The sequence below is a fragment of the Bradyrhizobium cajani genome (assembly GCF_009759665.1).
GTDB lineage: Bacteria > Pseudomonadota > Alphaproteobacteria > Rhizobiales > Xanthobacteraceae > Bradyrhizobium > Bradyrhizobium cajani.
Genome location: NZ_WQNE01000005.1, coordinates 273,453 through 286,328, shown reverse-complemented (window position 1 = coordinate 286,328; position 12,876 = coordinate 273,453). Strand labels below are relative to the sequence as shown.

15 protein-coding genes are annotated in these 12,876 nt (G+C 65.6%); 4 read left to right on the top strand and 11 right to left on the bottom strand.

Translation table 11 applies throughout. From position 1 onward, the window contains the following. Nucleotides 1–259: 259 nt before the first annotated feature. Nucleotides 260–922 carry a glutathione S-transferase family protein gene (locus GPL20_RS09765; protein WP_157329350.1) on the bottom strand — a complete coding sequence of 221 codons (663 nt, stop codon included), beginning with the start codon at nt 920–922 and terminating at the stop codon, nt 260–262. Between the two features lie 121 nt (nt 923–1,043). Here GPL20_RS09765 and GPL20_RS09760 point away from each other — a divergent pair, with 121 nt between their 5' ends. Next, entirely contained in the window at nt 1,044–1,757 is a 714-nt protein-coding gene (locus tag GPL20_RS09760; protein ID WP_157329349.1) for a DUF599 domain-containing protein, read from the top strand. A gap of 1,221 nt (nt 1,758–2,978) precedes the next feature. Here GPL20_RS09760 and GPL20_RS09745 read toward each other — a convergent pair. The 4 genes from GPL20_RS09745 to mgtE all read right to left on the bottom strand — a co-directional run bounded on the left by GPL20_RS09745 (nt 2,979) and on the right by mgtE (nt 7,084). After that, complete coding sequence (locus GPL20_RS09745) at nt 2,979–3,896, bottom strand: hypothetical protein (protein WP_157329348.1); 918 nt, start codon at nt 3,894–3,896, stop codon at nt 2,979–2,981. Between the two features lie 49 nt (nt 3,897–3,945). After that, the gene (locus GPL20_RS09740; RefSeq protein ID WP_157329347.1) at nt 3,946–4,764 is read right to left on the bottom strand and encodes an aldo/keto reductase; all 819 of its coding nucleotides are present in this window, start codon (nt 4,762–4,764) and stop codon (nt 3,946–3,948) included. Nucleotides 4,765–4,988: 224 nt separating this feature from the next. Beyond that, nucleotides 4,989–5,336: a helix-turn-helix domain-containing protein gene (locus GPL20_RS09735; RefSeq protein WP_254126207.1), complete on the bottom strand. Its 348-nt coding sequence runs from the start codon at nt 5,334–5,336 to the stop codon at nt 4,989–4,991. A 326-nt stretch (nt 5,337–5,662) separates the two neighbouring features. After that, complete coding sequence (mgtE, locus tag GPL20_RS09730; RefSeq protein WP_157329345.1) at nt 5,663–7,084, bottom strand: magnesium transporter; 1,422 nt, start codon at nt 7,082–7,084, stop codon at nt 5,663–5,665. 115 nt (nt 7,085–7,199) lie between these two features. Between mgtE and GPL20_RS09725 the strand changes: the two genes are divergently transcribed. Then, nucleotides 7,200–7,973, top strand: a complete 774-nt coding sequence (locus GPL20_RS09725; protein WP_167532960.1) for a polysaccharide deacetylase family protein — start codon at nt 7,200–7,202, stop codon at nt 7,971–7,973. A 178-nt stretch (nt 7,974–8,151) separates the two neighbouring features. Then, nucleotides 8,152–9,435: a polysaccharide deacetylase family protein gene (locus tag GPL20_RS09720; protein WP_157329343.1), complete on the top strand. Its 1,284-nt coding sequence runs from the start codon at nt 8,152–8,154 to the stop codon at nt 9,433–9,435. Between the two features lie 107 nt (nt 9,436–9,542). On the opposite strand, the gene GPL20_RS09715 is transcribed toward GPL20_RS09720, so the two are convergent. Then, nucleotides 9,543–9,917, bottom strand: coding sequence for a hypothetical protein (locus GPL20_RS09715; protein WP_157329342.1), 375 nt, complete (start codon nt 9,915–9,917; stop codon nt 9,543–9,545). A 287-nt stretch (nt 9,918–10,204) separates the two neighbouring features. Between GPL20_RS09715 and GPL20_RS38740 the strand changes: the two genes are divergently transcribed. Next, nucleotides 10,205–10,462, top strand: a complete 258-nt coding sequence (locus GPL20_RS38740) for a hypothetical protein (protein WP_246250197.1) — start codon at nt 10,205–10,207, stop codon at nt 10,460–10,462. 100 nt (nt 10,463–10,562) lie between these two features. Here GPL20_RS38740 and GPL20_RS09705 read toward each other — a convergent pair whose 3' ends face one another. The 5 genes from GPL20_RS09705 to GPL20_RS09685 form a co-directional block, all read right to left on the bottom strand. Next, entirely contained in the window at nt 10,563–11,639 is a 1,077-nt protein-coding gene (locus GPL20_RS09705) for a flavodoxin family protein (protein ID WP_157329341.1), read from the bottom strand. Nucleotides 11,640–11,734: 95 nt separating this feature from the next. Next, nucleotides 11,735–11,950, bottom strand: a complete 216-nt coding sequence (locus tag GPL20_RS09700; protein WP_157329340.1) for a hypothetical protein — start codon at nt 11,948–11,950, stop codon at nt 11,735–11,737. A 2-nt stretch (nt 11,951–11,952) separates the two neighbouring features. Continuing rightward, complete coding sequence (locus GPL20_RS40235; RefSeq protein ID WP_373568288.1) at nt 11,953–12,288, bottom strand: hypothetical protein; 336 nt, start codon at nt 12,286–12,288, stop codon at nt 11,953–11,955. A 52-nt stretch (nt 12,289–12,340) separates the two neighbouring features. Continuing rightward, a complete protein-coding gene (locus GPL20_RS09690) occupies nt 12,341–12,541 on the bottom strand; it encodes a hypothetical protein (RefSeq protein WP_157329399.1) in 201 nt (66 codons plus the stop codon). Between the two features lie 118 nt (nt 12,542–12,659). Continuing rightward, the gene (locus GPL20_RS09685; RefSeq protein WP_157329339.1) at nt 12,660–12,842 is read right to left on the bottom strand and encodes a hypothetical protein; all 183 of its coding nucleotides are present in this window, start codon (nt 12,840–12,842) and stop codon (nt 12,660–12,662) included. Between the last annotated feature and the right edge of the window lie 34 nt (nt 12,843–12,876).

The window sequence follows — 12,876 nt, the reverse complement described above, 5'->3', positions numbered from 1 at the left end:
CCCATGGTCCCAATGCGATGGCCGGCCGGAAACCCGGGCCGCTGTATAGCACGCGGCCGGCCGTTTTGGCCAGCGCCATGCCAGCATGGACACGCGATATTTTTTCAGTCTTTTCAGAACGATAGAGGGGCGAGCGACCCGCCAATCGTACCGCCGGAAATACCCCCGCGCCGGGTGCGGCAATTGCCGGTTGAGGCGCGCCCGGCCCTCAGGGCGGCCGGCGGCACACCGCCCCGGCGTCCCTCGACCACCAGCGCGACTACGCCGTTTCGAACTTCTCGATGACGAGCGTTTCGGCGAGCCCGTCGCGGGTCCATTCCTGGAACGCCGGCATCGCCGTCATCGTGTCCATGTAGGCCCTGGTCTCCGGCGTGACCTCGATCGCGTAGGTGCGGAAGCGGTGCACGACCGGCGCATACATCGCGTCCGCCGCGCCGAAGCGGCCGAACAGGAACGGTCCGTTGGCACCATACCGGGTCCGGCACTCGCGCCAGATCTCCTGCACGCGCGCGATATTGGCTTTGGCGTCCGCCGACAGCGTCACGGGGCGCACGGGCCGGTGCAGGTTCATGCCGCATTCGTTGCGCAAGGCCATGAAGCCGGAATGCATCTCGGCGCAGACCGAACGGGCATGGGCGCGTGCCGCGACGTCGTCGGGCCACAGCTTCTTCTCGGGATAGCGCTCGGCGATGTATTCGATGATGCTGAGCGAATCCCACACCGTGATGTCGCCATCGACCAGCACCGGCACCTTGCCGGCGCGGCTGAAGGAGAGGATCTGTTCCTTGTCGGCGGGGTTGTCGGTGTAGAGCGGAATGACGGTCTCCACGAACGGGATGTCGTTGGCACGCAGCGCGAGCCAGGGCCGCATCGACCATGACGAGTAGTTCTTGTTGCCGATCGCGAGTTTCAGTGCAGCCATGTCACCAGTCCTTCCCGAGACGTCCTGAAGCGAGCCGCTTTTAGCGCCATCGCCTGCCGCCAATCAATCGTTGCCGCAACGGATCGTGCGTGGCAATCGTTGCGACCGCGAGGAGAGAGACATGAGCAGGCACTGGGTCGACATCACGGCGGTCGGCTTCTTCATCATCGAATGGCTGGTCTATGCCCTGACGCTGGAGCATTCGGCTTACGGCCGCGACAGCCTGTCGGCGCGCATGAACCGCTACCGCGAGGTCTGGGTGCGCCAGCTGCTCGATCGCGAGACCCGCATGGTCGACATGCAGATCATGGCCTCGCTCCAGAACGGCACCGCCTTCTTCGCCTCCACCAGCCTGTTCGCGCTCGGCGGCGCGCTGGCGCTGCTGCACGCCACCAACGACGCGATCACGATCCTGAGCAAGCTGCCGGTCGACCTCAGCACGTCGCCGGCGATGTGGGAGCTGAAATGCGTCGGCCTCGTGCTGATCTGCGTCTACGCCTTCTTCAAGTTCGCCTGGGCCTACCGCCTGTTCAACTATGTCGCGATCCTGTTCGGCGGCATGCCGCCGGCTGACCGGCGCGACACGCCGGAGGCCGAAGCCCATGTCATCCGCACCACGCGCCTGTTCGAATCCGCCGGCCGCCATTTCAACCGCGGCCAGCGCGCCTTCTTCTTCGCGCTCGGCTATCTCGGCTGGTTCGTCAGCCCCTGGGTGCTGTTCGTGAGCACGGCAGCGGTGGTGGTCGTGACCTGGCGCCGGCAGTTCGCATCGAGCGCATGGGCCGCGATGGCGCCGGAGGTGGTGGATGGTGAGGAGAAGAAGCGCGGTCATTGATGCGTCCGCGCCGCGAGTGCGCGATGTAGCGCGCGCTTTCTCCACGTCGTCATTGCGAGCGCAGCGAAGCAAGACTGCCACCGCGGAAAGATTCTGGATTGCTTCGCGGCGCTCGCAATGACGGCCCTATGAACTCCGTCATCCTGAGGTGCGAGGCATGGGACGCAACGCGTCCCATGGGGAGCCTCGAAGGATGAGCGGCCGGGATGCAGCCGGGCCGTCGCCCTTCGAGGCTTACCCTGCCGCGCGATGCGCCGCAGGGCGCGCACCTCCAGCGATAACGGCTTCGCCGTTACGCAGGGGTGACGGGGATGGATTGGCGCTCGCTGCTTCCGCATCGTCATTGCGAGCCAACGGGGCCGCGCTCCGCGCGGACCCGTTGGCTCGCAATGACGGTGTTTGGGGCATCGGCTCGGTTCTCCAATTGAAATGTCATGCCCCGCGAAAGCGGGGCATCCAGTACGCCGCGGCCTCTCGGTTCAATCACTTCCGTCTCGGAGTACTGGATCGCCCGCCTTCGCGGGCGATGACAGCGGTGAAGGATTGCAGACACGCCTTCGCATCCTCGCGGCTCATTTCGCCCGAGCTTTGCTTGATCGCTCCGTCCTCTAAGCCAAGAGGGCGCAGGGAAGGCCGGGTGCCAGCTAGCACCCGCGGTCCGCTGCGCGAAAAGCACACGCAGAGAAACCGCACAGCAGCATACAGGTGAAGCCCAACACACGGCCTTCCCTGCGCGATGGTTGGACGGCTTATGCCGTGCTCTCCCGGGAGCCGAGTTCCTTCTGGCCTCCCTCACCCCGGCGAAAGTCGCCGGCACCGCGCCGGTTGACGCGACTGCCGCATCCGCCAGGGCTTGACCGTAGCAACGACGGCCAGGACCACACGGTTTTGCCGTACGCACGGCGCGCTGTTCGCCGCAGTTTTCCCAGCCCTGTCGACCAGGCTGGAAACTTACAGGCGAGACGAACCTGACAGCGCCGTTCGTCCGCGCGCGGTCTCGGGCTCACGGAGAGCAATCCGCCCTGCCCTTGACCTCTCGCGCCCGACGCTGCCGCGTCCACCGCAGGCCCGGCCCTGCGATCATCACGACACATGACCGCCCCTCAAGGGTGAGCCGGGATGGGCGACACATACGCCAATTCCGAATTTCGGTAAAGCGGAATGTTTTTGCGTGCCGGGATTGACAGGGCGGCGACACAGAGGGATCCCGCAGCCCACACGCTACCCGCCGAAATCCCTTGGGCCGAACGGCAGGTCCAACACCTTCCATTCCTCATACTTGTCGGCCGGCAGCATCTTGTAGGGCTGGCAGCTCTGGAGCGCGCTCATTGCGGACTTCATCATGGCCACACCTTTCGCGGACGGCGGGGCCTCGATCAGGATCGGCTCGCGCGCCAGCGTGCCGTCGGTGGCGAACACCGTGCGCAGCTTGATGCGGACGTTGTCGGTCGGGTCGACCCCGGCCGGCAACTTGGCGCAACTTCTCAGGTGGCGGCGGAGCGCGGCAATGACTTCGGCCGGCAGCTTGGTTGCGGTCGAATCGTTGGCATCGCCGCCGTCATCCTTGGGGGCGTTTCTCGGCTCGGACGGCAGTTCAGGCGGCAGCCCCAGCATGACGCCGTACTTGATGGTGACGTCGGGCTCCGGAGCCTGATAGGCCGGCGGCGGCGCGGCTTGCTGCTGCGGCTGCGGCATGGCCTGAGGCGGTTGCTGCGGCTGTGCGTTGGCCTCGCGCGGCTTCGGCGAAGGTTGCGGCTGTTGCTGCTGCGCGGGCCGTTGCGGTTCGGGCGACGGCTGCGGTGATGGCGACGGCGCGGCGGCCTGTTGCTTGGCCGCAGGCTTCGGCGCCGCCTTGTCCTTGTCGGTGAAATCCAGCTGCGGCAGTTTCAGGTCGGGCTCCGGCAGCTTCTCCTTCGCCTCTTGCTTCACCTCGTCCTTGGCCTTCTCCTCAGCCTTCTCTTGGGCCTTGGCCTCCTCCTGCTTCATCTGCTCCGGCGTGACGATGTCGACAGTGACCGTTTCGGGCGGTGCGGCATGGAACGGATGGACCTCGCTGATCAGGATGATCAGTCCCACCAGCGTCAGATGCGCGATCGCCGACGCCGCAATGTCCGTCCGTATGATCTTCCGCGGTTCCATCGACTGACTTCGGGTTGCCGCGCTGGTCCTAGCATAATGGAGGCCCCCCTCAATCCCATTTCGGGGCGAAGCCGAAATCGGTCAGGCGCCCCCTGGGATTGGCCAGCGCGGCGATGCGGGCCATCTCATCGTCCGCCAGCTCGAAATCGAAGATCTCGATGTTTTCCGACAGCCGCTCGACGCGGGAGGTGCGCGGGATCGCAGCGACATTCTGTTGCACCAGCCAGCGCAGGCAGATCTGCGCCGGCGTCTTGCGGTGGAGGCGCCCGATCTCGGCGAGCGTCTGGTCGGTCTTGACGCGCCCCTTGGCGATCGGGCTGTAGGCGACCAGCGCAAGGCCATGCTGGTCGCAGGCCGCCCTCACCTTCGCCTGGTCCAGATAAGGGTGATATTCGACCTGGTTGCAGGCCAGCGGCTCCGGCGACAGCGCGACCGCCTGCTCGATCAGCGCCACCGTGAAATTGGACACGCCGATATGGCGGGTCAGGCCCATCCGCTTGGCATGCGACAGCGCGCCCAGCGTCTCCGCCAGCGGCACGTGCGAATTGGGCCAATGCAGCAAGAGGAGATCGACGAAGGGAAGCCGCAGGCGCGCGAGGCTCTCCTTGACCGAGCGCTCGAGATCGTGGGGCGCGAAATGGTTGGTCCAGACCTTGGTCGTGAGAAAGATGTCGTCGCGGCGCACGCCGGAGGCGCGCAGGCCGTCGCCGACCTCGCGCTCATTGTCGTAGACCTGCGCGGTGTCGATGTGACGGTAGCCGAGCCGCAGCGCCTGCTCGACCACGCGCGCGCAAAGCCGCCCGTCCAATTCCCAGGTCCCGAGCCCGATCGCCGGTATCCTTGCGCCACTGGCCTCGACGAACAGCATGAGGAATCCTCTCTGTTGCGGTCGCCCCTAAGGCGCGATGAGATCAGGATGAATCGTCATCGCGCTTTAGGTTATTGTTTGAGCATGATCTTTTCGGAAAACCGCTGCGCACTTTTCCGGATCATGCTTTAGGCCATTATGGACTTCGCCCGTCATCGTGCCAACGGACGCCGGGCCGGTTATTCAGCGCAATGCTAACGCGTGGTTCGCGCGAGGCCTTGACGTCAGGCTTTGGCGAGCGCCTGGAATACCGTATCCGGTGCATGCGCGATCACGGCGAGCAGCGCGCGGGCCGGCCCCCGCGGGGCACGCTTGCCCTGCTCCCAGTTGCGGATGGTCTCGACGGGAACGCCGAGCTTGGCGGCGAACTCCATCTGGGTCAGGCAGGCGCGACGGCGCAGATCGCGCACCGCGAGCGAAGAGGCCTCGCCTGGCGCCGCATTGGCCGCCGGCAGGACTGGAGACGGCTGAACTGGAAGCGGCTGAACTGGAAGCGGCTGAACTGGAAGCTCTTGGCCGTCCCGCAACTCGACGATCCGCCCGTCCGCCTTCAGCCGCAACCGCATGTCGATTCCCCCAAGCACGGGCGATGATGCGGCAACTCGCTTAAGTTCGGATTAAAGATAGCGGCCTCGTGCCCCGGACGCGGCGCAGCGCCTCTTCGGCGGTGCGCCGCAGAGCCGGGGCCCATCCCGCCGCAGCGTACCCTGTCGCCTTCTGGGTCCCGGTTCTGCGCAGCAGCGCTACGCGCCGCAGCGCGCCCCGGGACACGTGAGAGGCAGCGCGGCTGCCCCACACTCCGTCATTGCGAGCGAAGCGAAGCAATCCAGACTATTGCCGCGGAGAGATTCTGGATTGCTTCGCTTCGCTCGCAATGACGGGGAGAGAGCGCGCTTCCCTACTTCAACCCAAACCACAGCGTCGCGATGCCGAGGAAGGAGAAGAAGCCGACGACGTCGGTCACGGTGGTGACGAAGGTGCCGGAAGCCACCGCCGGATCGGCCCTGACACGGTCGAGCGCCATCGGGATCAGGATGCCGCCGAGCGCGCCGGCGACGAGGTTGCAGATGATGGCAAGCCCGATGACGATGCCGAGGCCCGGAATCTTGAACCAGGCCACGGCCGCGATCCCCGTGATCACGGCAAAGGCGAGCCCGTTGACGAGACCGACCAGCGTCTCGCGCATCACCACGCGCCAGGCGTTGAAGGAGCCGAGCTCGCGGGTCGCGAGCGCCCGCACCGCAACCGTCATGGTCTGGGTCGCGGCGTTGCCGCCCTGGCTCGCCACGATCGGCGCCAGCACGGCGAGCGCCACCATCTTCTCGAGCTGCCCCTCGAACAGGCCGAGCACGGAGGACGCGAGGAAGGCGGTGGCGAGATTGACCAGCAGCCAGTTGAAGCGGCCGCGCGCAATGGTCAGAAAGGTGTCCGACAGCTCTTCGTCGCTGGTGACGCCGCCGAGCGCCTTGAGGTCCTCGTCGGCCTCCTCCTCGATGACGTCGACGACGTCGTCGACGGTGATGACGCCGACCAGGCGATCCTGGGTGTCGAGCACGGGCGCGGCGACGAGATTGTACTTGCCGAACATGTGCGCCACCTCCGACTGGTCCTCCAACACGGAGACGCGGCGACGGTCCTCGTCGGTGAGCTCGGTGAGCGGCACCGGCCGGCGTGTGCGCAGGAGCACGTCGAGCGGCACCGCGCCCTGCCAGTGCTGCTCCTTGTCGACGACGTAGATCTCGTAGAAGCGGTCGGGCAGATCCGGCGTCTCGCGCATGTAGTCGATCGCCTGCCCGACGGTGAAATCCTGGGGCACGGCGATGAACTCGGTCTGCATCCGGCGGCCGGCGGAATTCTCCGGATAAAGCAGGCTGCGCTCGAGCGCGACGCGCTCCCGCAAGGGCAGCTTCTCGAGGATCTCCTCCTGCTCGGCCTCGTCGAGGGTTTCCAGCAGCTCGACCGCGTCGTCGGATTCGAGCTCGCGGACACCTTCTGCGACCGTCTCCGGCGGCAGCTCCTCGAGGATCTCCTCGCGCACGGCCTCGTCGACCTCGTTCAATGCCGAGAAGTCGAAGTCGCGGCCGGTCAACTCGACCAGGCGGACGCGGTCGTCGGGCTCGAGCGCTCCGATCAGGTCGCCGAGATCGGCCTCGTGCAGCTCGGCGACGATCGCCCGCAACGATGCACTGTCGCCGGCCTCGATCGCATGGGCAATTTCCTCGACAAATTCGTGACGAATTTCGCCGTCTTCATTGCGCATCGGCACGTGGTCGAGTACCGATTCCGCGGCGGATAGGGCAACGTCCATATGTTCATCCATGGCGCGGCTCCCATTTGACAGGTTGGAACGACTGGTCTGAGCTGAGGGTTCAGGCAATACCCACAAGGCGACGGCGAGCGCAATGACAAAGATGCTTCGACGGAGGTGGACATCGATGTCCGTGGGCACGGTCCTCATGGCCCTCACCGGCCTCCCCTCGACCGAAGCCGCCGAGTGCCCGCGCAAGGATACGCTCGGCACCTCGCGGGTGCTGAGCGTCGACGTGAAGACCACACCGCGAGTCGGTCTGAAGAGTTTTCCGCAGACGCTGCCACTCGCCGATCGCGAGGTCGTGCTGACCTTCGACGACGGCCCGTATCCGCCGACCACATCGAAGGTGCTGGCGGCGCTGGCGCAGGAATGCGTGCGCGCGACCTTCTTCCTGATCGGCCTGCACGCCGCCGAACATCCCGACATGGTCAAGCGCATCGCGCGCGAGGGCCACACCATCGGCCACCACACCTTCTCGCACCCGTTCATGGCGCGGATCCTGTTCGACAAGGCGAAGAGCGAGATCGACCGCGGGATCGCGGCCGACGAGATGGCGCTGAAAGGCGTGTCGACGACGACGCCCTCGACGCCGTTCTTCCGCTTCCCCTATTTCGAATCGACCCCTGCGCAGCTCGATCTGCTCCAGGCCCGCGGCATCGTCGTGTTCGGGGCTGACCTCTGGGCCAGCGACTGGGAGGAGATCACGCCGGAGCAGGAATTGAAGCTCGTCACCGAGCGCCTCGCGGCGAGCGGCAAGGGCATAATCCTCTTCCACGACCCCAAGGCGCGCACGGCCGCGATCATGCCGGCCTTCCTGCGGTACCTGAAGGAGAACGGCTATCGGGTGGTTCACATCGTGCCGGCGGGCACGCCACAGAAGAGTGCCGACGCGCATTGATGCCGGAATGTCACGCCGGCGCAAAATGGGGTGATTTGGGCCCTATTAACAGTCTGTTCATGATACGCCGTGCAAGTATTGAGGGGACTTGCAGTGGGAAGGGTTCTTGCGCCTGAACCGTTTCCCGGTGTCTCCGACCTACTATGGCGACAATCGCATATGAGGGCAGACGGGGTTCATGATCGGAAGTAGCGTTGTTTTGCGGACGCGATCGTGGATCGTCCTATGTCTTGGCGGATTCCTTGGGTTGCTGACCACCGCCTCGCCGGCAGCGTTCGCGGCCAACTGCCCCGGCCATCCGGACGCGCTCGGCACCTCCCGCACCCTCGTGGTCGATCCGCGCGAGCATCCGCGCATCGGCACCATGCAGTACCGCGAGACGCTGCCCCTGAAGGACCATGAGGTCGTCCTGACCTTCGACGATGGTCCCTTGCCGAAATATTCCAACCAGGTGCTCCAGATCCTCGCCGACGAGTGCATCAAGGCGACCTTCTTCATCATCGGTCAGCAGGCCAAGGCCAACCCCGAAGGCGTGCGCAAGCTGGTGGCGGCGGGGCACACCGTCGGCACCCACAGCATGGACCATCCGCTGACCTTCGACCGGATGCCGATCGAGAAGGCCGAGGCCGAGATCAATGGCGGCATCGCGTGGACCTCGGCCGCGATGACCGATCCGTCCAAGCTCGCGCCGTTCTTCCGCATCCCCGGCCTGATGCGCGCCGAGGGCGTCGAGAACCTTCTGATCTCGCGCGGCATCCAGGTCTGGAGCGCCGATTTTCCGGCCGACGACTGGCGCCATGTGTCGTCCGACCGCGTCTATCAGCTCGCGATCCAGCGGCTGGAGGCCAAGGGCAAGGGCATCCTGCTGCTGCACGACATCCAGGCCCGCACGGTGGCGGCGCTGCCGAAGATCATCCGTGACTTGAAGGCGCGCGGCTATCGCATCGTGCATGTGGTGCCGGCAAGCGCAGACCAGCCGGCGACGCCGACCACGCCGGTGGAGTGGCTGCTGCATCCGCCCACGGAGACGACGCCGATCGCGCGCTGGCCGTCCGTGCCGAATTTCGTGTTCACGCAGACCGGCACGCTTCCGGCGCCCGCTCTTGCCGATCTCAACGCGCAGACCAGGCATCAGCCGCTGCTGCCGCGCCGGACCAAGGCGCTGACGGATGTCGCGACCACCCTGCCCGTGCCCGGCCGCGATCTCTTTGCGATCCCCGAGGGCTCGATCGACGTCCTGCTGTCGACGACGCTGTCGCGGCGCGCCGCGACGCGGCTGGCCATCGCGGCCGAGACGCCTCGTGGGCCCAAGGGCAAGCCGGCCAAGCCGCAGGGACGGCGAACGGCGCATGCGGCGCCGGCCGCACCGAAGCAGACCAGGATTGGGCAGGCCGGAAGTAGGCAGGCCAAGAGCGCCGCGCCGCGTCCGACTCATGTGGCCGGCCTGAAGAAGCGCGCCTAGAGCTTGATCGGTTCTGATTGGGTCAGAACCGAAGCTCTGGATTCTTGTTTTGACGCATTTTCTTCACGCGACCCGGTAATCCACTTCGCTCGAAAACGCTCTGGCCCCTACTGCCGCATGATGTTGGCGACGCAGAGCAGCACGATCAGTGCCAGGAAGAACAGGTCCATATAGGACTTGATCTCGCCGTCGCGCCGCAGCCGGGCGACGTCGGCGACGACCTGCTTGCGCGCCGCGGTTCCGCCCGAACCGTCATTGATCGGGGCCTGAAGGCGCTTCGTCTCGGCCTCCAGCTTCTCGATCTTCTGGAAGAAGTAGAACGCGCGCAGCGTCGAGGCCGCGCGCATGCCGGCATAGACCAGCACCAGGATCGCCAGGATCGCCCGGTTCGGATACTTCTCCATGAAGTTCAGGCTGAAATAGACCACCGCCAGGAACGCGAAGTTGGTGACGAAGCGGTAGACGAAGCTAAGGAAAACCATGCTGGCTCAAGCCTTGAGGAGGTGCGCAACCGGATCGGCGTTGCAAATTCGGGATCAGGGGGGAGTCCAGACCGGAACAGCCGGCCGTACAGGCTTCGTCTACGCCAAGTTTGTTTCAGCAAAGATACCGCCGCCCGCAACTCGCCGCCTTTTAGCCACGCGCGGCCATATTGCAAGCCGGAGCACGAGCGCCGGCCGTTCCGCACGCCGGTAGCCCGCAACGGCTCAATGGAGATTTGGCGGAAGTCGCGATAGACTGGGACCGCCGCCACATGTGGGGTCTGCCGATGCCGAGGAAGGGAATCACGGGCCACGACGACTGGGTTCTGACCGAGGCCCTCGCGACCGCGCTGGTCGCGCTGGAGCAGCTCGAGCCGAAGCACCAGCCGAGCGCGCACATGGAGGATATCCGCAAATTGCTCTCCGACGGCAAGGAGCCGGCGGCGGTGAGCCTGCACCTCGCCCAGGCCAAATGCCGCCTGTTTCCGGAGTCGGATCCGCTCGAGATCTACCGGGAGTACGGGATCGGCGACGAATATGGCTGAAGGGCAGCCAGGGACCACCTGCGACTGATCCTGCGATCATTATGACCAGTGCGCCAAGGTCGATCTTGCTGCCGACGATCAGGCCATCAAGCCGCGCTGGTCATTTGGGGTTTGGATCCGCAAGACCCGCACCGGGCTCCCGGAGCTGCCCGGCGCGCGCGAGCCGGACCGCGTCGCCCAGCGCACGCGCCACATTCTGCACCTTCTGCTGGAACGTTCGATCCTCATCGAGCTCGCGGTGCGAGATGGCGTACGGCTCCATGTAGCCGATATAGCCGTCGAGCTCGGCGAAGCGGCCCGCCGAGATCAGGCGCATGTCGGTCAGCCAGTCGGACAAGGACCGGCGCACGTTCTCGGCGCCGGCGGCGTCACCGTGAACGACGAGGCCGAAATGACGGCCGGCGAGATGGCGCGGATAGGGCCAGCCCTTCAGCTCCATCGCCTTGGCCTCGTCGGCCCTCTTGCCGTGGGTCGAGGTCGGATCCGGGTTGCCGCCGTCGGCGCAGACCAGGCGGTCCATCATCGCCTTGAGACCGGCCGGCACGTGGTACCAGTTCACCGGGGTCACGATCAGGATGCCGTGCGCGGCGACCCACAGCGGGTAGATCTCGTTCATCCAGTCGCCGGTCTGCCCCAGCGAATGGTTCGGATAGCAGCTGCACGGCCAGTGACAGAGCGGCATCGCGGTGGCGACGCAGGACTTGCAGGGATGGATGTTCTTGCCGAACTCCGAGGCGAGGCGCGACAGATCGAGGATGTCGACGGCAAACCCCATCTCGATGAAGACCGGCTCGGCCAGCTTGACCAGACGCCAGGTCTTGGACATCTCGCCGGGACAGGTGTGCTCGCTGCGGGCCGAGCCGTTGATGATCAGGATGCGCGGCGTCTCGCCGGCATCGTCATGCCGTCGCTGCGCGGTGAGCACAGCGGCGCGCGCGTCCAGCCAGTCGACGGCGATGTCGTAGTCGGGATCGGCAAATCCGGGCCCCGCTTTCCGCGTCACCGGCGCCTTGCGCGAATGGCTATAGGCGTCCCAGGCAGCGCCGACGATGGCATCGAGCTCGCGCTGGAGCGGGACGAAGGCGGGATCGACGAACTGGCTCCTGTAACGGCGCTCGAATTCTTCGCGCGACAGTCTGACGGACGGCATTCCCTTGCGAACGTCGACTTCCGTCATGCCGCCTCCTCGCCAGATCGGTGCAACTCGACCAACCCGAGGTGCGGCTCGCGGTTCCAGGGCGTTGCGACGAAGGCGCGCGTCCCTCCTTCCGCTTATGAGCCGGCGGCCTGCTGACGGACGGTCTCCGGAGGCAGATCGAATTGGGCGATCCTCCGGTCCAGCCGCCAGAGCTCGATGCGGTGGAGCAGCACGAGCGAGGCGGCCTCGCGCCTGGCCTGCTCGTCATTGTCGCAGACGAGATTGACGCATCCGAACACATGACCGTTCGGTTCGATCTGGAAAGCCCGATAGTGCTTGATGCTCCGCATCGTCACTCTCCTCGTCGTGGGAACACAGGCGCACTCAGCCAGTCCGTCAGGTTCGAGGTCATCTCGTTCTGTTCAGCGCGTCGCAGCAGCATCTCGCGCTCCTTGCCGGGCGGCATGCTGCGCGCGCGCTCGCGGGTGGTTTCGGCAAATGCCATCAACCGCTCCTGGAGCGATTGGGTCTGTTTCCTTCGGTTGCGTTTGGCGGTCATCTTATCTTCATCAGGGACTTCGGAAATGCGGCCCAGCCCGACATTTTTTTGCAGCTTGGGTCGCAACGCCAAGTTCCGGCATTTCAATAAGTTAACGCTGCGTGATTTTGCCGGCGTCGTGAGCGTCAAGCCAGTGCCCGGTCGCAGATGCAGCCTGACGTGCTGCACATGCCGCACCTCGTCATTGCGGTGGCTGCAGCCCGGGCGAGCGCAGCCACTCGCTCATCTGAGAACCGGTTTCCGCCTGACGCGCCTTGCGCAGGATTTCGTCGCGTGCGGCCCCCGGCGGAAGCGACTTGGCCTGCTCGCGCAGCCGCTCGGCTTCTGCGGCCAGGCGCGTTTCCAGCGCATCCCTTTGCTTGACACGATGCCGCGTCAACATGAGGAATCCTCCCTGTTCATGGACAGAGCGCGCCGTTGCGTTCTTCTCGGTGGCTGCCATAGCCAGTCCGACATGACGGAAGTTCAACGTTCCGGATCGCGAAGGGTTTCTAAAGTCCCTACTCTTCCCGGTTGTCCCGAAGGGCTTGGATCTCGGAGCGCAACATCGCGCTTTCCATCATCACGCGGCGCGTCTCGCGCTTGACATCGTCAAGCCGATCCGCGACCGCTCTGTGCTGCGCCCGGAGGGTGCGGCTCGCTTCGATCGCGCGGGCAGCGCGGGCAAACAGGGCGTCATCCATCAATCGACTATAGAGGCCCCGCGACGGACGCGCT